The organism is Mesorhizobium sp. B3-1-7, assembly GCF_006439385.1.
Taxonomy (GTDB): Bacteria; Pseudomonadota; Alphaproteobacteria; order Rhizobiales; family Rhizobiaceae; genus Mesorhizobium.
Genome location: NZ_VFTL01000010.1, coordinates 1 through 23,342, shown reverse-complemented (window position 1 = coordinate 23,342; position 23,342 = coordinate 1). Strand labels below are relative to the sequence as shown.

The following is a 23,342-nucleotide window of genomic DNA, read 5'->3' as shown; positions in this document are numbered from 1 at the left end:
CGGACCTTGACGTCACTGCATGGTGGCGGGTGCGCTTTCCTGCATGACAAGGGGCACGATCGCAACGACCGGCGGCAGCGCAAAACACCACATTCCGGCTTGTGAATAGAGCAAAGCGGCTGTCCCACATCCCAGCGCGAAGACGAACACGGCGACCGACATTCGCGCCAGGCGCGATCGGGACGCGGCCTCGCTCTCGGGCAGTGCGCCGTGGATGAGATCGGCGAGGTCGAGCATGATCTGGGTCGTGGTGCCAGTCATCAGCGTCGATGGCGGCGCACTGGGAAGATGGACGCGATGCGCGGCATTCTGCACCGCCATGGCCGAAACCAGCACCATGCCGGTGACGATGGCGGCCCAGCTGTTTCCGTCGGGGAACGGGCCAAGGCGGATTGCCAGGATCGCACCTGCCGTCAGCAGCAACAGTTTGATTGCCAACAATGACCGGAAGACCGGCAGCTTCCGGCTTTGTAACGGATACGATAGGAGTCGGCTAAGGATAACCATGAAGCAGAAGACCGGCAAAGCCAGAAGTTTTGCAAAGGCGCCTGACGTGCCAAGCGCCAGCGAAGCGCCGAGCGTGACGAAATTGCCGGTGACATGCGCCGTGAACAGTCCCTGCAGCGCCAGGAAGCCCGCGGTATCGACATAGCCTCCATTGAAGCTAAGCAGCAGCGGCAGCGTGGCCGCCTTGTTGTCCTTGGCTTCGCCCGCCATTTTCGCTTCCTCGATTGCCCCCGTCAGAAAACCTACGGCAAGCCGGCAGCAAGGAGAACTGCCTTCTCGGCAAATCGCGTCCTTCAGCAGAGGCTCAGTAGGGGGCCACTACATCCCCCGTCTCGACATAGACGGACTTCAATTGCGAGTAATGCGCCAGCGCGGCCAGCGAATTCTCCCGCCCTATGCCGGACTGCTTGACGCCGCCGAACGGCATTTCCACGGGCGTCAGATTGTAGGCGTTGATCCAGCAGGTGCCGGCCTGCAACTCGGCGATCACCCGATGCGCGCGCGGCAGGTCGCGCGTGAACACGCCGGCGGCCAGCCCGAATTCGGTGTCGTTGGCGCGCTCGATCACCTCGTCCTCGCTGTCGAATTTGAGCACGCTCATCACCGGCCCGAAAATCTCCTCGCGCGCGATGCGCATGGTGTCGGTGACGCCTGAAAACACCGTCGGCTCGATGAAGAAGCCGCCGTCGAAACCCTGCAGTGACGGCACGTTGCCGCCGCAGGCGAGGCTGGCCCCTTCCTGCTTGCCGGCTTCGATATAGGACACGACCTTGTCCTGCTGCGCCCTGTTGACCAGCGGCCCCATCTGCGTTTCGGGATCGAGCGGATCGCCGATGCGGATCTTTTTCGTCCGCTCGACCAGCCGCTCGACGAAACGGTCGTGGACGCCGCTCTGCACGAAGACGCGTGTGCCGTTGGAGCAGATCTGCCCGGTCGAGTAAAAATTGCCGAGCATGGCGCCGCCGATGGCGTTCTCGAGATCGGCGTCGTCGAAGACGATCAGCGGCGACTTGCCGCCGAGCTCCATCGTCGCGTGCTTCATCTTCGAGCCGGCAAGCGACAGCACCTTGCGGCCGGTCGGCACCGAGCCGGTCACCGAGACCTTTGCCACGACATCATGATCGACGAGGCCGGCGCCGACATCGCCGTAACCCTGCACGACATTGAACAGCCCGTCCGGCAGTCCAGCCTCCGAGTAGATTTCGGCCAGCGCCAGCGCCGAAAGCGGGGTGTTTTCCGACGGCTTGAACACCATGGCATTGCCCATGGCCAAGGCCGGCGCCGATTTCCAGCCGGCGATCTGGATCGGATAATTCCAGGCGCCGATGCCGACGCACACGCCGAGCGGCTCGCGCCGCGTGTAGGCGAAGGGTCCGCCGAGATCGATCATCTCGCCGTTGAAGGCGGCGACCGCGCCGGCGAAATATTCCAGGCAGTCGGCGGCCGACGGAGCGTCGGCCACCAGCGTCTCCTGGATCGCCTTGCCGGTGTCCAGCGTCTCGATGCGGGCCAGATCGGCATTGCGCGCCCGCAGGATGTCGGCTGCGCGGCGAAGGATGCGGCCGCGTTCGACCGGCTTCAGCCGCGCCCAGGCCGGCTGCGCGGCGCGTGCGGCCTCGATGGCGAGTTCCAGCACGTTGGGCGTCGCTGAATGCAGCGTGGCGATGGTCTCGCCCGTCGCCGGATAGATCACGGGCAGTGGCGCGCCGCCTTCGTCCTCGATGTAGCGGCCGTTGACGTAATGCGATGCCGTGGGTTGGGCGCGCATGGCTTTCTCCAAGTCTGTTCGCCGAGCGGGCGGTCTGCCCGACAATGCCCTATCGGTCCGCCACCTGCCAGCGTGGATTGATCCACGGTTCCTGGTTGGATGGCGCCAGCGGCGTGCGGCCGAGGATGTGGTCGGAGGCCTTTTCGCCGGTCATGATCGATGGCGCGTTGAGATTGCCGTTTGTCACCCGCGGAAAAATCGAGGAGTCGGCGACGCGCAGCCCCTCGACGCCGATCACCCGGCATTCCGGATCGACGACGGCGGTCAGATCGTCGGCGCGGCCCATCCTGCAGGTGCCGCAGGGATGATAGGCGCTCTCGGCATGGTCGCGGATGAAGGCGTCGAGCTCGTCGTCCGATTGCACATGGCTGCCCGGCGAAATCTCCTTGCCGCGAAAGCCGTCGAAGGCTTTCTGGCCAAAAATCTCGCGCGTCAGCCGGACGCAGTGGCGGAACTCGCTCCAGTCGTCCGGATGCGACATATAGTTGAAGCGGATCACCGGCTTCGTCTTCGGATCGGGCGAGCGCAGGCTCACCGACCCGCGCGACTTCGAGCGCATCGGCCCGACATGCGCCTGGAAGCCATGCGACTTCGCCGCCGACTTGCCGTCATAGCGCACCGCCGCCGGGATGAAGTGGTATTGGATGTCCGGGTAGTCCACACCGGCTTGCGAGCGCACGAAGGCCGCCGCCTCGAAATGGTTGGTGGCGCCAAGTCCGGTCTTGAAGAACAGCCACTGCGCGCCGATCAACGCCTTGGAGAAAGGATTGAGCACCGAGTTCAGCGTGATCGGCTTGGTCGATTCCTGCTGGATGTAGAGTTCCAGATGATCCTGCAGATTTGCGCCGACGCCCGGCCGGTCGGCAATCACCTGGACGCCGTTTTCCTGCAAATGCACGCCCGGGCCGATGCCGGACAGCATCAGGATCTTCGGCGAATTGACCGACGACGCCGCGACGATCACCTCACGCCGCGCCTTAACGACCTGAATCTGTTTGTTAGCTTCGATCTCGACGCCGATCGCGCGTTGATTCTCGATCACCACGCGTCGGGCGAAGCCTTTGATCAGACTCACATTCCTGCGTTTGAGAGCCGGCTTCAGATAGGCGTTCGCCGCCGACCAGCGGCGGCCGCCAAGAATGGTCTGCTCCATCGGTCCGAAGCCTTCCTGCTTGGAGCCGTTATAGTCGTCGGTGAGCTCGAAACCGGCTTGGCGGCCGGCCTCGACGAAGGCGCCGTAGAGCGGATTTTTCCGCGTGCCGCGCTGCACATGCAGCGGTCCGCTTTTGCCCCGCCAGCCGTCCTCGCCGCCGTCGGAATCCTCCATGCGCTTGAAATAGGGGAGCACGTCGGCGAAGGCCCAGCCGGCGGCGCCCTGTTCGGCCCAGTGGTCGAAGTCATGCGCATGTCCACGCACATAGACCATGCCGTTGATCGAGGAGGAACCGCCGAGCACCTTGCCGCGTGGCGTGGCGAGCACGCGCCCGCCGAGATGCGGCTCGGGCTCGCTGGCGAAACCCCAGTCGTACAGGCTCATATTGAGCGGGATCGACAGCGCCGACGGCATCTGGATCAGCGGCCCCATATCGGTGCCGCCGAACTCGATGACGATCACCGAGTGCTTGCCGTCTTCCGACAGCCGGTAGGCCATGGCCGAGCCGGCGGAGCCGGAGCCGATGATGACGAAATCCGCTTCAAGCATTGTTCATATGCGCCATGAAGTCGGCGAGCGAGACATTGCCGCCGGTTGCAACCACGAGGACAGTCTTGCCCTTCACATCCACCTTGCCGCCGAGCAGCGCCGCCAGCGATGCCGCGCCCGACGGCTCCAGCACCAGCTTCATCCGCTCGAAGGCGATCTTCATCGCGCGCCGCACCGAGGCATCGTCGACAGTGACGCCGCGCACCCCGGCGGCGCTCACCGCCGCGAAGGGCGCGTCGCCTGGCTTGCGCGCCATCAGCCCGTCGCAGATCGATTTCGGTCCGATCGGCATCGTTTCGATAGCGCCATGCGCGAGTGAAGAGCCCATGCCATTGAAACCCTCCGGCTCGACCGCGATGATCTCGGTACCGGGCGACACATAGTGGAAGGCGAGCGAAACGCCGCCGATCAGGCCGCCGCCGCCGACCGAGCAGAACACCAGGTCCGCTTGCGTCCTCTTCGCTGTCAACTGGTCGAGCGCTTCCAGCCCGGCGCCGGCCTGACCCGCGACGATCTCCGGATCGTCGAAGGGATGCAGCAAGGTGAGGTGCTCGGTCTCGGCGATCTCGCGCGCCTTGGCGGCCGCGACCTCCTCGCGGGCGCGGTCGCCATGATCGGTCAGCACCACGCGCGCGCCATAACCGGCTGTCGCGTCACGCTTGGCGGCCGGCGCGTCGATCGGCATGACGATGGTGACCGGAATGCCCAGCGCCTGGCCGGCGGCCGCCAGCCCCTGCGCGAAATTGCCGGAGGAATACGCCACCACGCCTTTCCTCGCTTCATCCGGTGAAAGCCGGTTCAGCCGCCAGTAGGCGCCGCGCACCTTGAAGGAGCCGGCCCATTGCAGCGACTCCGGTTTGACGAAGACGCGCGCGGCGCCGGTCTCCTTGGCCAAAGCCGCCGACTCCAAAAGCGGCGTCACCTGCGTGGCCGTCGAGGTGACGGCGTAAGCCTGCTTCAGATGATCGAGGGTAGGGATGAGAACGTCTGCCATCATTCGCCTCTCGGATACCGTTTGCTCTCTTCGAGATTGTCGAGGTTCATGTGATTGCGCATGTAGCGTTCCGATGCCTTCTGCAGCGGCTGGAACTCCCACGGGTAGTAAGCGCCGTTGCGCAGCGCCGGGTAGACGACCCAGCGGCGCGCCTGGCTTTCGCGCACGGCGGCGTCGAAGCTTGCCATATCCCAGCGGCCACGGACCTTTTCCATGAAGGTCGAGACCAGATCGGCGTAGGCCGGATTGGTCGCGAGATTGTCGAGCTCGCGCGGATCGGCATCGAGGTCGAAGAGTTGCGGCGGATCGAGCTCGCAATGGACGAATTTGTATTTGCCCTCGCGGATCGCAACCATGGGTGCGGAGGAGCCTTCGGCCGCATATTCCATCAGCACCGGCGCCGAGCGCTGCTCGCCGCCGGCAAGCGGCAGCAGCGACTGGCCGTCCGTCCAAGGCGCGATTCCGCTCATATCGATGCCGGCGAGGTCGCATAGCGTCGGCGTCACGTCGAGATTGGAGACAGGCGCCCTGATCGGCCCGGCCTTGATGCCCTTGCCGGCCATCATCAAGGGCACCCGCGCCGCGCCTTCATAGAAGCACATCTTGAACCACAAGCCGCGCTCGCCCAGCATGTCGCCATGGTCGGAGCAGAACATCACGATGGTGTCGTCGGCCATACGGGTGCGCTCCAGCACCGACAGCAAGTCGCCGACCTTGTCGTCGAGATAGGAAATGTTGGCGAAATAGCCGCGCCGCGAGCGGCGCACCTGCTCCGGCGTGATGTCGAAACTGTCGTAGTCCGAGGCCTTGTAGAGCCGCTTCGAATGCGGATCCTGGTTGTCATAGGGGATGAAACCCACCTCCGGCTCCAGCGCCGGGCAGTCTTTGTAAAGGTCCCAGTATTTGCGCCGCGCGACATAGGGGTCGTGCGGATGCGTGAAGGAAACAGTCAGGCACCAGGGACGCCGGTCTGCGTCATCTGACACGCGCGCAAACTCATAGAGCTTTTGCGTCGCGTGGAACGCGACCTCATCGTCATATTCCATCTGGTTGGTGATCTCGGCGACGCCGGCGCCAGTCACCGAACCAAGATTGTGGTACCACCAGTCGATGCGCTCGCCGGGCTTGCGGTAGTCCGGTGTCCAGCCGAAATCGGCCGGGTAGATGTCGGTGGTGAGCCGCTCCTCGAACCCGTGCAACTGGTCCGGTCCGACGAAATGCATCTTGCCGGAGAGCACCGTGTGATAGCCGGCGCTGCGCAAATGATGCGCGTAGGTCGGGATCGAGGAGGCGAACTCCGCGGCGTTGTCATAGACCTGGGTGCGCGACGGCAGTTGCCCGCTCATGAACGAGGCGCGGCCCGGGGCGCAGAGCGGCGATGCGGTGTAGTTGTTGGCGAAGCGCGCCGAGCGCGCGGCCAGCGCCTTCAGGTGCGGCGCATGCAGGAAATCCGCGGGCCCGTCCGGGAAGAGCGTGCCGTTGAGCTGATCGACCATGACGATCAGGAAATTGGGTCGCCGGGTGGTCAAGGAAGGCTCCGTCCGTTGAGCTTGGTTTCGAGATAGTCTTCCACGAGCGCGATCGCGGTCTGCGCATCCGGCACGCCGTCCTTCAGCGCGCGGCGGATGTAGAGCCCGTCGATCAGCGCCGCGGTCGCTTCCGCCACGCGGTCGGCCTCGGTCCGCAGCAGGATGCCGGTCAGCCCGCTCATCAGGTTCGAATGCAGCCGTCGCGCATAGATGCGCAGCAGCCGCCGCAGGTCGGAGGACTTCTGCGCCTCGACATAGAAGGCGAGCCAGGCCGCTATGATCTGAGGCTGGAACTGGTCGTCGGAAAAGCTGACGGCGACGACGGCCAAGACGCGCTGGCGCGGCGTCACCGCAAGGCCGAACGCGCGCCTTGTGTCCGCGTTGAGCTCGGCAAGGATGTGCCGCATCGTCGCGAACAGCAGCTCGTCCTTGGCGCCGAAATAGTGATGCGCCAGCGCCGACGACACGCCGGCGCGGCCGGCGATCTCCGACATGGTCACGTCCAGCGATCCGCGCTCGCCGATCGCCGAGATCGTCGCGTCGATCAGCGCCTTGCGGCGCACGGGCTCCATTCCGATTTTCGGCATTTTGGGGATCCGGTTCGAGCCGAGATTATTTTTTATTGACGCATCAATCAATAAAAAACTGGCGCTGGGATCAACCGATCGTGTCGTTCTGGACCATGGCATGGGGCTGGAAAACGGTTCATTATTGAACAATATTGAATCACGTGCCGCGCGCGATCGTGCTAGGTTGCGGCGCAAATGGAGGTTGCCATGACCGCATGCATCGTCGGCTGGGCGCATTCGCGCTTCGGCAAGCTCGAAGGCGAGACGCTGGAGGGCCTGATCACCAAGGTTGCCGTCGAGGCCCTCGACCACGCCGGCATTGGTCCGGACGATGTCGACGAGATCGTCCTTGGCCACTTCAACGCCGGCTTCTCGCCGCAGGATTTTACCGCAAGCCTCGTGCTGCAGGCCGATGACCGCCTGCGCTTCAAGCCGGCGACACGCGTCGAGAACGCCTGCGCCACAGGCTCGGCCGCCGTCCGGCAAGGCATCCGCGCCATCGACGCGAACGCCGCCCGCATCGTGCTGGTGGTCGGCGCCGAGCAGATGACGACCACGCCCGGTCCCGAGATAGGCAAGAACCTGCTCAAGGCATCCTATCTGCCTGAAGACGGCGAGACGCCTGCCGGCTTCGCCGGCGTCTTCGGCAAGATCGCGCAGGCCTATTTCCAGCGCTACGGCGATCAGTCGGATGCGCTGGCCATGATCGCCGCCAAGAACCACAAAAACGGCGTCGAAAACCCTTACGCCCAGATGCGCAAGGATTTCGGCTATGAGTTCTGCCGCCAGGAAAGCGAGAAGAACCCGTTCGTCGCCGGTCCGCTGAAGCGTACCGATTGCTCGCTGGTTTCGGACGGCGCGGCCGCACTTGTGCTCACCGACACCGCGACGGCGTTGAAGATGCGCCGCGCCGTGACTTTCCGCGCCAACGAGCATGTCCAGGACTTCCTGCCGATGTCCAAGCGCGACATTCTCTCCTTCGAGGGCTGCGAGCGTGCCTGGGAGCAGGCACTGAAAAAGGCCGGCGTCACGCTCGACGACCTCTCCTTCGTCGAGACGCATGACTGCTTCACCATCGCCGAATTGATCGAATACGAGGCGATGGGCCTGGCAAAGCCAGGCGAGGGCGCCAGACTGGCGCTGGACGGCTCGACGGCGAAGGACGGCCGCCTTCCGGTCAATCCGTCCGGTGGCCTGAAAGCCAAGGGCCATCCGATCGGCGCCACCGGTGTGTCGATGCATGTGCTGACCGCCATGCAACTGATGGGCGAGGCCGGGGGCATCCAGGTGCCGGGCGCCAAGCTCGGCGGCATCTTCAACATGGGCGGCGCGGCGGTCGCCAACTACGTTTCCATTCTCGACAGGATTCGCTAGAAGCGGCCCGCATTGAAGCGGCGCACCCCTGGGTGCGCGTGCGGGAGGCAAAATGACAAATCCGGTTCTGGTCGAAGTCACGCGCGGCGCGGTGGTCGAAAGCAGGCATCGCGGCGTGGTTTCGATCTTCGACGCCGACGGCAAGGCCGTCTGGGAGATCGGCGACACGGACCGTCCGGTGTTCCCGCGCTCCGCGGTAAAGGCGATCCAGGCATTGCCGCTGGTCGAATCGGGCGCTACCGACGCCTATGGCTTCGGCGACCGCGAACTGGCGCTGGCCTGCGCCTCGCATTCGGGCGAGCCGGCCCATGTCGGGCTGGCAACGGCGATGCTCGCCAGGGCCGGGCTCGACAGGACGGCGCTGGAATGCGGCGCGCATTGGCCCTCGAGCCACGACGCCACCATCGCGCTCGCCCGCGCCGGCGGCGTGCCCAACGCTTTGCACAACAATTGCTCCGGCAAGCATTCCGGCTTCCTCTGCACCTGCGTCCATTCCGGCATTGCGCATGGCGGCTACGTCAAGGCCGGCCATGCGCTGCAGGAGATGGTGCGCGACGCCATGCAATCCGTGACGGGCGCGGCGCATGACGTCGACCATTGCGGCACCGACGGCTGCTCGATCCCGACCTACGCCGTACCGTTGAAGAGTTTTGCGCTGGGCTTTGCCCGCATGGCGACGGGCAGGGGCTTTTCGCCCGAACGCGCCAAGGCGGCGAAGCGGCTGATCTCGGCTTGCATGGCCGAGCCGTTCCTCGTCGCCGGCACCGGCAAGGCCGATGTCGCACTGATGCAGGCAGCAGCGGGCCGCATCTTCGTCAAGACCGGCGCCGAAGGCGTTTATTGCGCGGCACTGCCCGAACTTGGCCTCGGTATCGCCTTGAAATGCGATGACGGCGCGGGCAGGGGGGCGGAGGCGATGATCGCCGCGGTGCTGGCGAAGCTGCTGCGCGGCGATGAAGCGGCTGCGGCAAGGCTCACCGAGCTCGCCCATCCTCCGGTCGAAAGCCGTATCGGCGCCAAGGTCGGCATGCTGCGGCCGACGGCGGCGCTCAACTAGCCGTCCTCAGCGACAGCACCAAAGTCATCGGATTTTTTGGCGAAGCCCGGAAGCCATACTGCTCATAAAACGCCTTGGCTTCATCCGATATGGCATGAACCAAGAGACCGCGAATGCCGAGAATGGCTGCCGCTTGACCGGTCCGCAATACCGCGTCCTGCAGCAGAGCGACACCCAGGCCTTTTCCCTGCCAACTTGCATCGACAGCCAAACGGCCGAGCACAGCCATAGGCACGGGATCGGGCATATTGCGCCGGATCGAACCGGGCGCATCCACAAGGTCAAGTCCGCCTGATGAAAGGCAATAGTAACCGACGACGCGCGTGCCTTCTGCAATCACATAGGTTCTGGACGCACCGCTGACTTGATTGGCACGCGCCCGCCGTCGGAGCCATTGATCCAGGCTGTCGGTTCTGCTTTGAAAGAAGTCGAGTTCGTGACTATCGGCAAGAAGGACCGGTGCCGAAAGCATCAGTCCCGCCAGGGCTTGGGCGCATTCATCAGGCGCGCAAATCCCTCGCCGCTCGGTGGCTGGTCGAGGATATCGAGATAATGCTGATAGCTCTCGGCATCGACCTTGACGAGCGTCTGGTCGAGCAGCGTGTCTTCTGCGGCGCGGTAAGCGGCGTCGATCATGAAGTCGGAGCGGGTCTTTCCGCGGATCTTCGCGGCACGGTCGATCAAGATACGGACATCCTCGCGGATGCGCAGATTGACGGGCTTGGCGTGGGTGTTGTGGTCTTTGGTGGCCATGGCGATGGATCCTTACCTTTACCGATATAGCAATTTGCATACACAATGTGTATCTAAATTTATGGGTTACCCGGATTTAGGTCGCTGACGAGCCGGAAAAACGCTGGTCTACGACAAAACGGAACAGCAAGTTCGTTTTTTGCTAGTCTCCCTCCACCATTGAACGGGCGCTGGGTGATGAGCATGCTCGAAGCGGACAAGGTGTTTGCCGGCTCGATCCCGGAAAACTACGATCGCCATATGGTGCCGCTGATTTTCGAGGCCTATGCCGCCGAGACCGCACGACGGGCCGTGTCCTTCTCACCGTTGGCCGTTTTGGAGACCGCCGCGGGAACCGGGGCCATCACCCGCGCGCTGGCGCCACAGCTTTCTCCGGGCGCCAGCTACACCGTAACAGACCTCAACCAGCCGATGCTCGACTACGCCGCTTCGCGCCAGGGGCCCGACAGCCGCATCACATGGCGCCAGGCGGATGCCCTGAAGCTGCCTTTCGACGACGCTGCTTTCGACCTCGTCTGTTGTCAGTTTGGCGCGATGTTCTTTCCCGACCGCGCCGCCGCCTATCGTGAGGCGAAGCGGGTTCTGAAGCCGGGCGGGCATTTCCTCTTCAGCGTCTGGGATCGCATCGAGGAGAATGTATTCGCGGACGACGTGACGAATGCTCTGGCGAGGATTTTTCCGCACGATCCGCCGCGTTTCCTGGCGCGCACGCCGCATGGTTACCACGACAAGGCGCTGATCCGCAGCGATCTGGAGACCGCCGGCTTCTCCGATGTGGCGATCGACACGAGGGCCGAGCAGAGCCGCGCATCCTCGGCGCGCGTTCCCGCCGTCGCCTATTGTCAAGGAACCCTGCTTCGCAACGAGATCGAAGCGAGGGAGGCAGGACGGTTGGCATCCGCGACCGACTACGCCGAATCCGCGATCGCCCACAGACATGGCAGCGGCGAGGTTGTCGCAAAAATCCAGGCACACATTATCATCGCCGCGGCCTAGCTCACCTTGTTGCGCTCGACCGTGAGATGCGCGTAGCCGGTGTCGGTTGACTGGGATAGATCGCCGGTCACCGGATCGGCCCAGCGCTGGCCGATGATGGCGCCGTTCTGCGCGCCGTCGATGACATTGTCCGAGATGACGGCGCTGCCGGAACCTTCGACGACGGAAACGACGATGCCGGTGCCGGCCTGGCGGATGATGTTTCCACTTGCCACCACATTGCGCAGATAGGGGCCCCAGCCGAGCTGCATGCCGTAGAGCGGCGCGTTCTCGACGACATTGCCGGAGACCGTGGTATCGGCCTCGGCGCTGATGCCGACACCGAAGCCGGGCGGGTCGGCGGTGTATGGACCGGTGGTGGAGAGGTTGCGCACGATGTTGTTCGAGCAGACCGCCATCCGCCCGCCTTCGTTGAAATTGACGATCGAGATACCGTTGGCGGCGCCGTCGACCAGATTGTTGCTGAGGATCGCGCCTTCGAAGGAGAATTCCGAATAGATTCCGGTCTCGCCCGAGCGCGAGCAGGTGTTGCCGGTGATCTGCAGATTGCTGGAACTGTTGGCGCGGACTGCAGTGAAGGCGCAATCGGAGACGACATTGCCCGAGATGATCACATTGCCGGCGCGGAAAGCATTGATGCCGTTGCCGTTCTGGCCGGTGCCGCCGCTGCGCGCGCCGATCCGCTGGACGCGGTTGCCGCTGACGATGGTGCCGTCCTCCGCCGCCTGCCAGCGATGCACCAGGATACCGCCATTGGCGCAGTCCGAAACGCTATTGCCCGAAATCTCCAGACCCCCGGCCTCGACCGAATAGATGCCGGCATCCGCGGCGCCAGAAATATCCGAGCGGCCGATGCGGCCGACGGCATGCTCGAGCGCCAACCCGTTCTTGCCGCTGCCGGTCAGCTGGCAATTGTCGATGACGAGATGGCCGACGCGGCGCAAATCGAGCAGGCCCTGCGTGTAGTCGGCCAGCCAGCGGTTGGCGCCGTCCAGCACCAGCCCGCTGAACTCGATATGCTCGGCCTGTTCGGCCATCATCAGATGGCCGTTGCCGCCATAGACGATGCGCGTCGCGCCGGGCACGCCCGACAGGCGCACGCGGGCAGGCAGCTTGAGGTTCGAGACGAGATAGGTGCCGGGCGGCAGGAACACCGGCTGGTCGCGATCGCTGGCCTCGGCCAGCATCTTGGCGAAGACCTTGCTCTGGTCGTCGACCGCGCCGGGCTGCACGCCGATCTCCGTGGCGTTGATCGAGCCGCGCATAGCGGCCATTTCGATACCGGGCAGCGATTTCGCCAATGCTTTGCCGGCGAAGACGCCGGCGACGGCGAAGCCGGCGGTCCGGGCAAGCAGCGTTCGTCTGTTCAACATCGGCACAGGTCCTGGCGTTTCGCCCCTCGTCGCAGGAATCGTGCCAAGGCGGGCCCATCGGCAAACCGCTTGTGCAGTCGCCTCGCCAAGCCTAAGTTCATTGCATGAGCAGAGCTTTCACGCGCGAAGAAGACAGCGAGAACGCCATCGCCGGCGTCGGCGAACGGCCGGTCAGCACGCACCGCAATCTGGTGACGGAGCGCGGCCTTGCGATGATCGAGGACAACCTCGCCGAGCTGCGCGACATACTGGGCAAGGCGGAGAGGAAGGGCGACCGCGAGCGCATCGCGGTGGTTTCCCGCGACCTGCGCTATTGGACCGCGCGGCGCGAGAACGCCGAGCTTTCGGTGCCGGAGCCCGGCAGCAACGTGGTGCGCTTCGGAATGGGCGTCACACTGGAAGGCGACGACGGCAGGAAGGTGCATTGGCGCATCGTCGGCGAAGACGAAGCCGACCCGTCAAAGGGCAGCATTTCCCATGTCTCGCCGATGGCCGTGGCCCTGTTCGGCAAGAAGGTCGGCGAGGTCGTCAAGGTCAACGGCAAGGAATGGGAGATCGTCAAGCTCTCGGACAAGGCAGAGAACTAACCGCAGCCCTTTACTTTGCCAGCTTCCGCAGTGCGGTTTCGTATTTGTCCATGACATCGCGAGCGGCGTTGATCTGTCGTTCGTGATTGTCGTCGCGGACTGGCCTTAGAACGAAGCCGTCGTCGGTTTCGATGACCTGAAGCTGGTCGCCGACTTGGAGGTTCAGACTGTCAAGCATTTCGCGTGGCAAGAATACGGCTCCTGATCCGTCCTCAAGTCCGTAGATGGTCGTTTTGATCATGATCGCGCCGCCCTGGTTGTATCTGTCGTTATAGAACAACCTTCAGCCAATTCGGCAAGCCTTCACTGATCGGCCAGCAATCGATCCATTAGCCGGTTGGCCGCTTCCGGGATGACGGTCCCCGGTGGGAAGATTTCCGCCGCGCCTGCCGCCAGCACCGCGTCATAATCCTGCGGCGGGATGACGCCGCCGGCGACGATCAGCATGTCGGCATGGCCGAGCTTCCTCAGCGCTTCCTTGAGCTCGGGGATCAGCGTCAGGTGCCCGGCCGCGAGCGACGACGCGCCGATGATGTCGACATCGTGCCGCGCCGCCAGCTTGGCGATCTCATCCGGCGTCTGGAACATCGGCCCGACGGTGACGTCGAAGCCCAGATCGGCGAAGGCGCTGGCGATCACCTTTTGGCCGCGATCGTGGCCGTCCTGGCCCATCTTGGCGACCAGGATGCGCGGCTTGCCGCCGGATTTCTTCTCGAACGCCTCGATCTTCTCCTGCAGCCGCGCAAGCGCCGGATTGTCGCCGAGCGCGTCGCGATAGACGCCGGAGATCGTCTGCACCGCCGCCGTGTGGCGGCCGAATACTTTTTCCAGCGCCAGCGAAATCTCGCCGACGGTAGCGTTGGCGCGCGCCGCGCGGATCGCGAACTCAAGCAGATTCTCGTCGCCCTCGGCGGCACGGGTCAGCGCCGCCAGCGCATCCTCCAGCGCCGCGACGTCGCGTGTGCCTTTGAGCCGCTGCAGCTTCGCCAATTGCCTGGCTTTCACCTCGGCATTGTCGATCTTCAGCACATCGACTTCGATGTCGGTCTGGGGCCGGTGTGCGTTGACGCCGACCAGAATTTGCTCGCCGGAATCGATGCGCGCCTGGGTGCGGGCGGCCGCTTCTTCGATGCGCAGCTTGGGAATGCCTTGCTCGATCGCCGCCGCCATGCCGCCGAGGCTTTCGACCTCCTCGATATGGGCCAGCGCGCGCGCCGCCAGATCATGCGTCAGCCGCTCGACATAGGCCGAGCCGCCCCATGGATCGATCACGCGCGTGGTGCCGGATTCCTTCTGCAGGATGAGCTGCGTGTTGCGGGCGATCCGCGCCGAATGATCGGTCGGCAGCGCCATCGCCTCGTCGAAGGAATTGGTGTGCAGTGATTGGGTATGCCCCTGCGTCGCCGCCATCGCCTCGATCATGGTGCGGGTGATGTTGTTGTAAGGATCCTGCGCCGTCAGCGACCAGCCCGAGGTCTGGCAATGGGTGCGCAACGACAGCGAACGCTCGTCCTTCGGCGCAAAATTCTTCTTCATCAGGCTCGACCACAGCAGCCGCGCGGCCCTGAGCTTGGCGACCTCCATGAAGAAGTTCATGCCGATCGCCCAGAAGAAGGAAAGGCGCGGCGCGAAACGGTCGATGTCGAGGCCGCCCGCAACGCCGGCGCGCGCATACTCGATGCCGTCGGCGATCGTATAGGCAAGCTCGAGGTCGGCGGTCGCGCCGGCTTCCTGCATGTGATAGCCGGAGATCGAGATCGAGTTGAATTTCGGCATATGCCTGGAGGTGTAGGCAAAAATGTCCGACACGATCCGCATCGAAGGGTTCGGCGGATAGATGTAGGTGTTGCGGACCATGAACTCCTTCAGAATGTCGTTCTGAATGGTTCCGGCGAGATCCTTCTGCGCGACGCCTTGTTCCTCGGCCGCCACGATGTACAGCGCCATAATCGGCAGCACGGCGCCGTTCATGGTCATCGACACCGTCATTTCGTTGAGCGGAATGCCGTCGAAGAGCTGGCGCATGTCGAGGATGGAATCGATCGCCACACCCGCCATGCCGACATCGCCGGCGACGCGCGGATGGTCGCTGTCATAACCACGATGCGTGGCGAGATCGAAGGCCACCGACAGGCCTTTCTGGCCGGCGGCGAGGTTGCGCCGGTAGAAGGCGTTGGATTCCTCCGCCGTCGAGAACCCGGCATACTGCCGGATCGTCCAGGGCTGCTGGACATACATGGTGGGGTAGGGGCCGCGCACGAAGGGCGGCAGGCCGGGATAAGTATCAAGATTTGCCAGGCCCTTGAGGTCGCCTTGGCCGTAAAGATGCTTCACGGCGATGCCTTCCGGCGTCATCCGCTGGCCTTTGAGCTCGACCGGCGCGCAACGCGGCGCCGACCAGCCGATCTGGCTGAAATCCGGGATCATGACCCGGCTCCGATCGACTGATCGATGCGCACCGGAAACAGCGGCTCGCAGGTCGCGACGCCCTCCGTCAGCGCTGGACGCCGCTCTTGCGGCAGTGTCTCGACCGGGCGCTCCGCGCCGACGCGGTAAAGCGTCGTGCCGACAATGCCGCGTTCGCCCGACCGGTAGGCGCCGTTGCGCTTGGCCGCGGCCGTCTGAACGCGATTTTGGATATAGCCCTGCTGCAGGCTGGCAAGCACGCCGCCCTCGGCCTCGATGCGCTGGAATTCTTCCCAGGCCGCGGCGCAGAGATCGTCGGTCAGCGCTTCGACCGCGCCCGAGCCGCTGGCCGGGTCGACGACGTGGCCGATATGGCTCTCCTCGGCCATGATCAGTTGGGCGTTGCGGGCAACGCGGCGGGCAAAGCCGGCCGGCAGCCCATGCGCGATCGTGTGCGGCAGGATCGAGATCGAATCGGCGCCGCCGGTTGCCGCCGCGAAGGCCGCGATCGCCGTGCGCAAAATATTGGTTTCCGGGTCGGCCATCGTCATCATGCGATAGGAGGTCTCGGCATGGATGCTGGCGGTCGAGGCCGGGATCGAGCAGGCTTCCTGGATGCGCGCCCAGAGCGTGCGCAACGCCCGCACCTTGGCCATCGACAGGAACTGGTCCTGGTCGACGCTGAGCGCGAAGCCGATATAGGGCGCCGCATAGACCAGTGGCTGGCGCGCCTTCTCGAACATCCTGAGATAGGACACCACGGAAGCCATCATCGTGCCGAGCTCCTGCGCCTCGGTGGCGCCGGCATTGTGGAAGACACGGCCGTCGGCCTCGAGCAGCACGCCCGGCACGCCCATCGAGAAGAAATGCGCCAGCGACTGCGGCATCGATTCCTGCAGCGCCTCGATCGAGGTGCGCAGCCGCCCGGTGCCGGCGAAGATCGCCGCCGGGTCGATGCCGAAGGAAAGGTTGAGCTTGGCCGGATCGGAGCGGCGGCGGCTCAGGAAAGCGAGCAGCCAGTCGGCCACGGCGCGGCTCCAGGGATGCGCGTCGATGCGCACCTGCACGCGGTTGAGCGGCACGCCGTCGAGCACCCGTTCCAACGCTTCCGCGGTGCGCGGCAGGCCATAGCCGAAGGCATTCGGCGCGCCCTCGAAGACCAGCGACAGGCCGCTGGCGCCTTGGGCGATGTCTTCCAGGGCTTGCGCGCTGGCCCGGGCAATATCCGGGTCGTCGACCCGCTGGCTGACGATCCAGCGCGCGGTCGGATTTGTACGCGGCAATGGCTCGGCGGTCGTCGAGCGTTGTCTGAGCGGCTCGATGCGGATGCCGTCATCGGTGCGGGAGACGAGCTTTTCCTCGAAGGAACCGCCGGCAAGCGCCTTTTCCGCCAGCGCCTGCCAACGCTTGGCGTCCGGGTTCGGAAGGTCGACATCCCTGGTCAAGGCGCCGGCGCCCATCGCTCTCCTCGCTTCTCGGCCGCATCAGCCGGGTCCAGCCAATCTAAGGTCAGGAACCGGATATCACAATGCGTCATCCGGCCAATCGATTGCCAAACATGCGCGGAATCCGCAAGCGCCAAAGGCCGAATTCGCTGCGCCCCAAAATCGATGCTGGGCATTGCCGCATGTGACGAGCGTTACTATACCTCCGAATGAGGCCTTTGAGCGGAACAGATTGCGGAGACAGGATATGGTTGACGAGACCAGCATCTTCATCGGCGCCAGCCGCAAGCCCGACGATTCCTATCAGCGCGCGGAGGAGCTGCTGCTGCGCTACGGCAACCGCCACGGCCTTGTCACCGGAGCCACGGGCACCGGCAAGACGGTCAGCCTGCAGATCCTGGCCGAGGGCTTTTCCAATGCCGGCGTGCCTGTCTTCTGCGCCGACATCAAGGGCGACCTTTCCGGCATATCCATGATGGGCGAGGCCAAGGATTTCCTGGTCAAGCGCGCCGAGCAAGTGAAGCTCGATCCCTACCAGTTCCAGGAATTCCCGGTCATCTTCTGGGATCTGTTCGGCGAGCAGGGCCACCCGATCCGCGCCACCATTTCCGAGATGGGGCCGCTGCTTTTGTCGCGGCTCATGAACCTCACGGAGGCGCAGGAAGGCGTCATGAACATCGCCTTCCGCATCGCCGACGAGGAAGGCCTGCTGCTGCTCGATCTCAAGGACCTGCAGGCGCTGCTCGCCAACATGGCCGACCGCGCCGACCAGCTCAGCGCCCGATACGGCAATGTCACCAAACCCTCCGTCGGCGCCATCCAGCGCACGCTGCTGGTGCTGGAGAGCCAAGGTGCCGCGAACTTCTTCGGCGAGCCGGCGCTGCGCATCGCCGACATCATGCGCACGACGCGCGACGGCCGCGGCGCGATCAGCGTTCTGGCCGCCGACAAGCTGATGATGAACCCAAGACTCTACGCCACCTTCCTGCTGTGGCTGATGTCGGAACTGTTCGAGGAACTGCCCGAGGTCGGCGATCTCGACCGGCCGAAGCTGGTGTTCTTCTTCGACGAGGCGCATCTTTTGTTCGAGGACGCGCCGAAGGTGCTGATCGACCGTGTCGAGCAGGTGGTGCGGCTGATCCGCTCCAAGGGCGTCGGCGTCTATTTCGTCACCCAGAACCCGCTGGATATTCCCGAAAAAGTGCTGGCCCAGCTCGGCAACCGCGTCCAGCATGCGCTGCGCGCCTATACGCCGCGCGAGCAGCAGGCGGTGCGCACGGCCGCCGAGACCTTCCGGCCCAACCCCGATTTCGATTGCGCCACCGCCATCACCCAGCTCGCCACCGGCGAGGCGCTGGTCTCGATGCTGGAGGACAAGGGCGTGCCGGCCATGGTCCAGCGCACGCTGATCCGGCCGCCGTCATCCCGGCTTGGACCGATCACGCCCGACGAGCGCCGCAAGATCATCGCCGAGAGCCCGGTCGCCGGCCAGTACGACGAGACCGTCGATCGCGAATCGGCTTTCGAAATCCTGCAGAAGAAGACCAAGGAGGCGCAGGACGCCGAGGCGGCAAAGCAGCGGAACAGCGGCGGCTCGCGCTGGACCATTCCCGGTTTCGACGATGTTTTGGGAACAGGCAACCGGCGGTCCTCCAGCCGCCAGACCGTGGCCGAAGCCGCCATCAAGTCGGTGGTGCGCTCGGTCGGCTCCTCCGTCGGCCGCGCCATCGTACGCGGGATTTTGGGAAGCCTTGCGCGAGGCCGCTGAAGCGAAGAGGCGGCACCGAGCGGAGCGCGACGCGAATCACGCCCCGCAACCTTTGATGTCAGGCGAGGACCCGCTTGCCGTCGGGCGAACCCGTCACGGAAATGCGCCACCCCGGAAGGCTATCCGCGTTACCTCCCGACGATCAAATCTTACCCGTCGACGGGTGAGCCGCATCAGTGGCAGCTGAAACTTTCCGCAAGGGAATTTTTCCCGGCGGAACCGCAATTTCATGAAATACCGGACGCGCCAAATCATGGCCTTTGACGTGCTGTTGCCGGGGGGCAAACTCGATAGCGCCGACAGCACGTGCGATCACGAATTATTGTGGCAAGGGAACCGAAAGCGCCCTCTAAGGTTGGGCAAAGGCCGCGGAGGGCTGAGCATCAGGAGTCCGAGTTGCGGCGCGATGACGATCTGCCAGCTTGGTATTCGGAAATTCCTGCTGAAAGGCGGCCACTGCTAAACGCGAAAGGCGGGCTGTCGTTCGGCCACACTCGCCTCATGCAGCAATTCTTGAGCGAGAACTTTTCGCGCAAGCTTTCGCTCGCCGAGATGGCGGCTGTGTGCGGGCTGTCCCCCTACCACTTCGCCCGTGCTTTCTCCAAGACGTTCGGCATGACGCCGCATCAATATGTTCTTACCCTTCGCCTTGACTTTGCCGAGAAGCTGCTGGCCGACAGGCGCGTCTCGATCACGGACATCGCCTATCTGAGCGGCTTCTCGAGCCAGAGCCACCTCACCACCACGATGAAGAAATATCGCGACGCCACCCCACAGCAGGTGCGGGCAAGGCATGTTCGGTCGCGGTCCGGATAGGGAAACTAATTTAGCAGTATGGAAATTAAGCGGATCTCTTATAAAGATTCGGCTAAAGTAATTTACTGTTAACCTCCAGAAAACCTGCGGTATATTTTCAGATAAACAGCAATTTATTGGAATACGAAGCCCCTGAAAACGTGTCTTTTTGCAGCAAATCCGGTATTCGGATTCTAAGCTGGCCGAGGGGACATGAGCGACGAGACGGCGATTCGCCGGAGCCTTTCCGAGGAGATCGGTTACTGGCTGGAGTCGGCATCGCGGACGCTTGAGAAGCGCTATGGAAATGGCGTGCCCCTCGCCAAGCAGGACATGCTGCTGGCCCATTATCTTTATGGCCTCACGGCTGTCGTTCACGCGCATGACGCGCCTGCCGTCCATCTGGCGGCGGTGCGGTCCTATCTCGAGCGGCTGATCCCAACGGAGCGGGTTGCGGCGGCGCTTCAGGCTGTGCCCGAGGCGGGTGACGCCTGGCTTGAAAACACGCTCGATCGCGTCGAGGCGATCGGGGAAAAACAGGGCCACGCGCTGCTGGTGCGCAGCGCCGATATCGTCATCCCATTTTCGAGCAGACACGCTTTGGCGGCAGGATCGGCGGAACCTGCCGTGATCGAGCGCGACCCACCAAAGGAGGCATTCTCGCAATGAACTTCAGGCAGGAACGTATCAGTCAGCGCGGATCGGCCCGATTTGCAGGCAATTGGATTTCCAGCGCCGGCGACAGCCGCTCGCTCCGGCGCCGCCTGATGGCGGCGCTGCGCAACGCGCATCGCGTGCTTGGCATTCAGCGCAGGGGGCTGGGGCTTGGCACGCTCGGCGGTGGCAGGATTCTGGCGGCGGCGCTGGGTGCAATTGCATTCGGTGGCATCGCCACGCCGGCATCGGCACAGGTTTTCGGCGGCGGCGGCACGGCAAACGGTGTGCGCGGTATCGCGTTTGGATCTGGAGCCGTGCAAAACGGAGCCGATTCCATCGCCGAGGGTACCAATGCCAGCGCGGGCAGCCAGAATGCCGTCGCGATCGGCTTCCAGTCGATCGCCTCGCAGATCAACTCCATCTATCTCGGCTCGCGGACTGCTGCGGGAACGGGTGCCACTGCCACGAGCGCCATCGGCATCGGCACGGATGTCACGGCATCTCAGGCCGACGCAATTGCCATGGGACGTTCGTCCGTGTCGTCGGCACAATATGCGATCGCCATCGGTCTGAATGCGCGAGCTACGGGTACCGGCGGCGCGATCGCGTTGGGTCAAGGCACTGTCTCGAGCGGCGTCAATTCGGTCGCGCTCGGTGTAACCGCCAATGCCACTGGGGCTGGCGCAAACGCCTTGGGCACCTTCTCCCTTGCTTCTGGGGGGAACTCCACTGCCCTCGGCACCAGTTCCACGGCCAGCAACAACTATGCGACAGCCGCGGGCTGGGGATCTGTCGCCAGCGGCGCCAACTCCACTGCCGTCGGGCGTGAGGCCGCTGCCAGCGGCATAAACGCTTCTGCATTCGGGGAAGGGGCAAAAGCGGTAGCAGACAATTCTCTCGCTGCCGGCGTCAGCGCCAACGCAGGCGGAGTCGGCAGTACCGCGCTCGGCATCGGCACCTCGGCCGGCGGCGCCAGTTCGGCAGCCGTGGGCTTCCAGGCCCAGGCAGCCGGCACCAATGCAATCGCCGTTGGCCCCCAGGCAAATGCATCGGCGTCAAACTCGGCAGCGTTCGGCAACGTTGCCACGGCTTCGGGTCAGTTCGCGCTGGCTCTGGGCAATTCGGCCGTGTCGAGCGGCGTCGGCTCGGTCGCGGCTGGTTCTGGAGCCCAGGCGACGGACGTCTCCACCACCGCGATCGGCAACAACGCAGCGGCGATAGCCGCCAACGCAAGTGCCCTGGGATTGGGCGCCACTGCGAGCGGTGTAGACGGCACGGCGGTCGGCAGGCAAGCCACTGCGAGCGCTCAATCGGCCATCGCCATAGGCACCAGCTCCGCTGCGAGCGCCGCCGCCAGCACGGCAGTTGGCAACACGGCCGTCGCCAGCGGCATAAACTCCTCCTCATTCGGATCTGGATCCAAGGCGGCAGGAGACAACTCTCTTGCCGCCGGCGTCAGCGCCAGCGCCGGCGGGCTAGCCAGCACCGCACTCGGCATCGGTTCCAATGCGTCGGCGCAGAGCGCCATCGCCGTCGGCAACAATGCCAAGGCCGATTCCGCCGAGGCGGTTGCCATGGGCACCAATGCGGTCGCAACCGGTGGCAAAGCGGTCTCGATCGGCTCTGGCAACACCGCCTTTGGCGACGGCGCGGTCTCGATCGGCGATCCGAGCTATGCCAGCGGCACCGGCGCCTTCACCGGCGGTGCCAACAACATCGCCAACAGCGACGGCACGGCGAGCGCCACCGCCGCCAACCAGGCCGCCGGCGCAGTGGCGATCGGCAACAACAACAAGGCGATCGGGCAAGGCTCCGTGGCGCTGGGCAACGGCTCTACCGCGGGCGCCGCCGGCCTCGCCGGCAATATCGCCCTGGGCGACGGCGCGACCGCGGCGGCGAAGTCCGGCGATGTCGCCCTGGGCTCCGGCTCGGTGACCGTCGCGGCGGTCGGCACGAGCGGCACGACGATCGGCGGGACGGCCTACAGTTTCGCCGGAACGGCTCCGACATCGACCGTCAGCATCGGCGCTCCGGGCGCGGAGCGGACCCTCACCAATCTCGCGGCGGGCCGGCTCAGCAACGCCTCGACCGACGCGATCAACGGGTCGCAGCTTTTCGCGACCAATCAGCAGGTGACGCAGAACACGACCGATATCGCCAACATCGGAAATACGATCACCGACATCAACACCGGCGCCGGCATCAAATATTTCCACGCCAATTCGACGCTGCCCGATTCCCAGGCTCTGGGGACGGATTCGGTCGCGATCGGCCCGAATGCCGTCGCCAACAATGCGGGCGACGTGGCAATCGGCCTGAACTCCGTATCCGGCACCACGACCGTGGTCGGCGGCACGACGATCGGCGGTGTGAACTATACCTTCGCCGGCGGAACGCCGGCCGGCGCGTTCTCGGTCGGCTCGGTTGGTGCTGAACGCCAGATCCAGAACGTTGCGGCCGGGCGGTTGAGCAACTCCTCGACCGACGCGGTCAACGGCTCGCAGCTGTTCGCGACAAACCAACAGGTGACGCAGAACACAACTGATATCGCGGCCAACACCGCCGACATCACCAATCTCGGCAACACGATCACCAACATCAACACCGGTGCCGGCATCAAGTATTTCCACGCCAATTCGACGCTCGCCGATTCTCAGGCGCTGGGGACGGACTCCGTCGCGATTGGCCCGAATGCCATCGCGAACAACGCCGGCGACGTGGCTATCGGCTTGAATTCGGTATCGGGCGCTACGACCAATGTCGGAGGCACGACGATCGGCGGCGTCAACTACACCTTCGCTGGCGGAACGCCGGCCGGCGCATTCTCGGTCGGTTCGGTGGGCGCGGAGCGCCAGATCCAGAACGTCGCGGCCGGGCGGTTGAGCAACTCCTCGACCGACGCGGTCAACGGCTCGCAGCTGTTCGCGACCAACCAGCAGGTGACGCAGAACACGACCGATATCGCGGCCAACACCGCCGACATCGCCGCCAACACTGCCGACATCACCACGCTCGGCAACACCATCAACAATTTTGCCGGCGACACCTCGACTGCCTACACG

General features: G+C 64.5%; 19 protein-coding genes and 1 pseudogene. 8 read left to right on the top strand and 12 right to left on the bottom strand.

Going from position 1 to position 23,342, the window contains the following annotated elements; all coding sequences use genetic code 11:
• Positions 1-12: 12 nt before the first annotated feature.
• The 6 genes from FJ417_RS10595 to betI all read right to left on the bottom strand — a co-directional run bounded on the left by FJ417_RS10595 (position 13) and on the right by betI (position 7,087).
• Positions 13-717: a YoaK family protein gene (locus FJ417_RS10595; protein WP_140783355.1), complete on the bottom strand. Its 705-nt coding sequence runs from the start codon at positions 715-717 to the stop codon at positions 13-15.
• 94 nt (positions 718-811) lie between these two features.
• Positions 812-2,275: a betaine-aldehyde dehydrogenase gene (betB, locus tag FJ417_RS10590; protein WP_140783354.1), complete on the bottom strand. Its 1,464-nt coding sequence runs from the start codon at positions 2,273-2,275 to the stop codon at positions 812-814.
• 49 nt (positions 2,276-2,324) lie between these two features.
• A complete protein-coding gene (gene betA, locus FJ417_RS10585) occupies positions 2,325-3,977 on the bottom strand; it encodes a choline dehydrogenase (RefSeq protein ID WP_140783353.1) in 1,653 nt (550 codons plus the stop codon).
• Positions 3,970-4,974 (bottom strand): threonine/serine dehydratase, encoded by a 1,005-nt coding sequence (locus FJ417_RS10580; protein ID WP_181183194.1) that lies wholly within the window; start codon positions 4,972-4,974, stop codon positions 3,970-3,972. Before FJ417_RS10580 ends, betA begins: the two co-directional genes overlap by 8 nt.
• Entirely contained in the window at positions 4,971-6,500 is a 1,530-nt protein-coding gene (gene betC / locus FJ417_RS10575; RefSeq protein WP_140783352.1) for a choline-sulfatase, read from the bottom strand. The genes FJ417_RS10580 and betC overlap by 4 nt, the downstream gene beginning before the upstream one ends.
• Positions 6,497-7,087 (bottom strand): transcriptional regulator BetI, encoded by a 591-nt coding sequence (gene betI / locus FJ417_RS10570; protein WP_140783351.1) that lies wholly within the window; start codon positions 7,085-7,087, stop codon positions 6,497-6,499. Before betI ends, betC begins: the two co-directional genes overlap by 4 nt.
• A gap of 189 nt (positions 7,088-7,276) precedes the next feature.
• On the opposite strand from betI, the gene FJ417_RS10565 reads away from it, so the two are divergent.
• Positions 7,277-8,443 (top strand): acetyl-CoA acetyltransferase, encoded by a 1,167-nt coding sequence (locus FJ417_RS10565; RefSeq protein WP_140783350.1) that lies wholly within the window; start codon positions 7,277-7,279, stop codon positions 8,441-8,443.
• A 52-nt stretch (positions 8,444-8,495) separates the two neighbouring features.
• Positions 8,496-9,500, top strand: coding sequence for an asparaginase (locus FJ417_RS10560; RefSeq protein WP_140783349.1), 1,005 nt, complete (start codon positions 8,496-8,498; stop codon positions 9,498-9,500).
• Here FJ417_RS10560 and FJ417_RS10555 read toward each other — a convergent pair.
• Positions 9,493-9,972, bottom strand: a complete 480-nt coding sequence (locus FJ417_RS10555) for a GNAT family N-acetyltransferase (RefSeq protein ID WP_140783348.1) — start codon at positions 9,970-9,972, stop codon at positions 9,493-9,495. The genes FJ417_RS10560 and FJ417_RS10555 overlap by 8 nt on opposite strands.
• Entirely contained in the window at positions 9,972-10,253 is a 282-nt protein-coding gene (locus FJ417_RS10550; protein ID WP_140783347.1) for a DUF1778 domain-containing protein, read from the bottom strand. Before FJ417_RS10550 ends, FJ417_RS10555 begins: the two co-directional genes overlap by 1 nt.
• Positions 10,254-10,436: 183 nt before the next feature.
• Between FJ417_RS10550 and FJ417_RS10545 the strand changes: the two genes are divergently transcribed.
• Complete coding sequence (locus tag FJ417_RS10545; RefSeq protein ID WP_140783445.1) at positions 10,437-11,249, top strand: methyltransferase domain-containing protein; 813 nt, start codon at positions 10,437-10,439, stop codon at positions 11,247-11,249.
• Here FJ417_RS10545 and FJ417_RS10540 read toward each other — a convergent pair.
• On the bottom strand, positions 11,246-12,622 hold the full coding sequence (locus FJ417_RS10540; protein ID WP_140783346.1) for a TIGR03808 family TAT-translocated repetitive protein: 1,377 nt from the start codon (positions 12,620-12,622) through the stop codon (positions 11,246-11,248). The genes FJ417_RS10545 and FJ417_RS10540 overlap by 4 nt on opposite strands.
• 104 nt (positions 12,623-12,726) lie before the next feature.
• Between FJ417_RS10540 and greA the strand changes: the two genes are divergently transcribed.
• Positions 12,727-13,209: a transcription elongation factor GreA gene (gene greA / locus FJ417_RS10535; protein ID WP_140643462.1), complete on the top strand. Its 483-nt coding sequence runs from the start codon at positions 12,727-12,729 to the stop codon at positions 13,207-13,209.
• Between the two features lie 10 nt (positions 13,210-13,219).
• On the opposite strand, the gene FJ417_RS10530 is transcribed toward greA, so the two are convergent.
• The 3 genes from FJ417_RS10530 to FJ417_RS10520 all read right to left on the bottom strand — a co-directional run bounded on the left by FJ417_RS10530 (position 13,220) and on the right by FJ417_RS10520 (position 17,075).
• A complete protein-coding gene (locus tag FJ417_RS10530; RefSeq protein ID WP_140783345.1) occupies positions 13,220-13,450 on the bottom strand; it encodes an AbrB/MazE/SpoVT family DNA-binding domain-containing protein in 231 nt (76 codons plus the stop codon).
• A 62-nt stretch (positions 13,451-13,512) separates the two neighbouring features.
• Positions 13,513-15,636 carry a methylmalonyl-CoA mutase gene (gene scpA, locus FJ417_RS10525; protein WP_140783344.1) on the bottom strand — a complete coding sequence of 708 codons (2,124 nt, stop codon included), beginning with the start codon at positions 15,634-15,636 and terminating at the stop codon, positions 13,513-13,515.
• On the bottom strand, positions 15,633-17,075 hold the full coding sequence (locus FJ417_RS10520; protein ID WP_140783343.1) for a methylmalonyl-CoA mutase subunit beta: 1,443 nt from the start codon (positions 17,073-17,075) through the stop codon (positions 15,633-15,635). The genes scpA and FJ417_RS10520 overlap by 4 nt, the downstream gene beginning before the upstream one ends.
• Before the next feature lie 232 nt (positions 17,076-17,307).
• Between FJ417_RS10520 and FJ417_RS10515 the strand changes: the two genes are divergently transcribed.
• The 4 genes and pseudogenes from FJ417_RS10515 to FJ417_RS10500 form a co-directional block, all read left to right on the top strand.
• Positions 17,308-18,828: a helicase HerA-like C-terminal domain-containing protein gene (locus FJ417_RS10515; protein ID WP_140783342.1), complete on the top strand. Its 1,521-nt coding sequence runs from the start codon at positions 17,308-17,310 to the stop codon at positions 18,826-18,828.
• A 396-nt stretch (positions 18,829-19,224) separates the two neighbouring features.
• Positions 19,225-19,644, top strand: coding sequence for an AraC family transcriptional regulator (locus FJ417_RS10510; RefSeq protein WP_226891934.1), 420 nt, complete (start codon positions 19,225-19,227; stop codon positions 19,642-19,644).
• 192 nt (positions 19,645-19,836) lie between these two features.
• Positions 19,837-20,292, top strand: a complete 456-nt coding sequence (locus FJ417_RS10505) for a hypothetical protein (RefSeq protein WP_140783341.1) — start codon at positions 19,837-19,839, stop codon at positions 20,290-20,292.
• Positions 20,289-23,342 (top strand): annotated as a pseudogene (locus FJ417_RS10500) (hypothetical protein); the annotation flags it as partial. The gene FJ417_RS10505 and the pseudogene FJ417_RS10500, both read left to right, overlap by 4 nt.

What these genes read in the sequence shown, in the direction of transcription:
- FJ417_RS10550 (WP_140783347.1), bottom strand. Translation starts at nt 10,253, where the DNA reads ATGGCCACCAAAGACCACAACACCCACGCCAAGCCCGTCAATCTGCGC.
- FJ417_RS10545 (WP_140783445.1), top strand. Translation starts at nt 10,437, where the DNA reads ATGCTCGAAGCGGACAAGGTGTTTGCCGGCTCGATCCCGGAAAACTAC.
- betA (WP_140783353.1), bottom strand. Translation starts at nt 3,977, where the DNA reads ATGCTTGAAGCGGATTTCGTCATCATCGGCTCCGGCTCCGCCGGCTCG.
- FJ417_RS10595 (WP_140783355.1), bottom strand. Translation starts at nt 717, where the DNA reads ATGGCGGGCGAAGCCAAGGACAACAAGGCGGCCACGCTGCCGCTGCTG.
- FJ417_RS10580 (WP_181183194.1), bottom strand. Translation starts at nt 4,974, where the DNA reads ATGATGGCAGACGTTCTCATCCCTACCCTCGATCATCTGAAGCAGGCT.
- scpA (WP_140783344.1), bottom strand. Translation starts at nt 15,636, where the DNA reads ATGATCCCGGATTTCAGCCAGATCGGCTGGTCGGCGCCGCGTTGCGCG.
- FJ417_RS10540 (WP_140783346.1), bottom strand. Translation starts at nt 12,622, where the DNA reads ATGTTGAACAGACGAACGCTGCTTGCCCGGACCGCCGGCTTCGCCGTC.
- FJ417_RS10505 (WP_140783341.1), top strand. Translation starts at nt 19,837, where the DNA reads ATGAGCGACGAGACGGCGATTCGCCGGAGCCTTTCCGAGGAGATCGGT.
- FJ417_RS10520 (WP_140783343.1), bottom strand. Translation starts at nt 17,075, where the DNA reads ATGGGCGCCGGCGCCTTGACCAGGGATGTCGACCTTCCGAACCCGGAC.
- FJ417_RS10530 (WP_140783345.1), bottom strand. Translation starts at nt 13,450, where the DNA reads ATGATCAAAACGACCATCTACGGACTTGAGGACGGATCAGGAGCCGTA.
- FJ417_RS10560 (WP_140783349.1), top strand. Translation starts at nt 8,496, where the DNA reads ATGACAAATCCGGTTCTGGTCGAAGTCACGCGCGGCGCGGTGGTCGAA.
- greA (WP_140643462.1), top strand. Translation starts at nt 12,727, where the DNA reads ATGAGCAGAGCTTTCACGCGCGAAGAAGACAGCGAGAACGCCATCGCC.
- betB (WP_140783354.1), bottom strand. Translation starts at nt 2,275, where the DNA reads ATGCGCGCCCAACCCACGGCATCGCATTACGTCAACGGCCGCTACATC.
- FJ417_RS10565 (WP_140783350.1), top strand. Translation starts at nt 7,277, where the DNA reads ATGACCGCATGCATCGTCGGCTGGGCGCATTCGCGCTTCGGCAAGCTC.
- FJ417_RS10555 (WP_140783348.1), bottom strand. Translation starts at nt 9,972, where the DNA reads ATGCTTTCGGCACCGGTCCTTCTTGCCGATAGTCACGAACTCGACTTC.
- betI (WP_140783351.1), bottom strand. Translation starts at nt 7,087, where the DNA reads ATGCCGAAAATCGGAATGGAGCCCGTGCGCCGCAAGGCGCTGATCGAC.
- FJ417_RS10515 (WP_140783342.1), top strand. Translation starts at nt 17,308, where the DNA reads ATGGTTGACGAGACCAGCATCTTCATCGGCGCCAGCCGCAAGCCCGAC.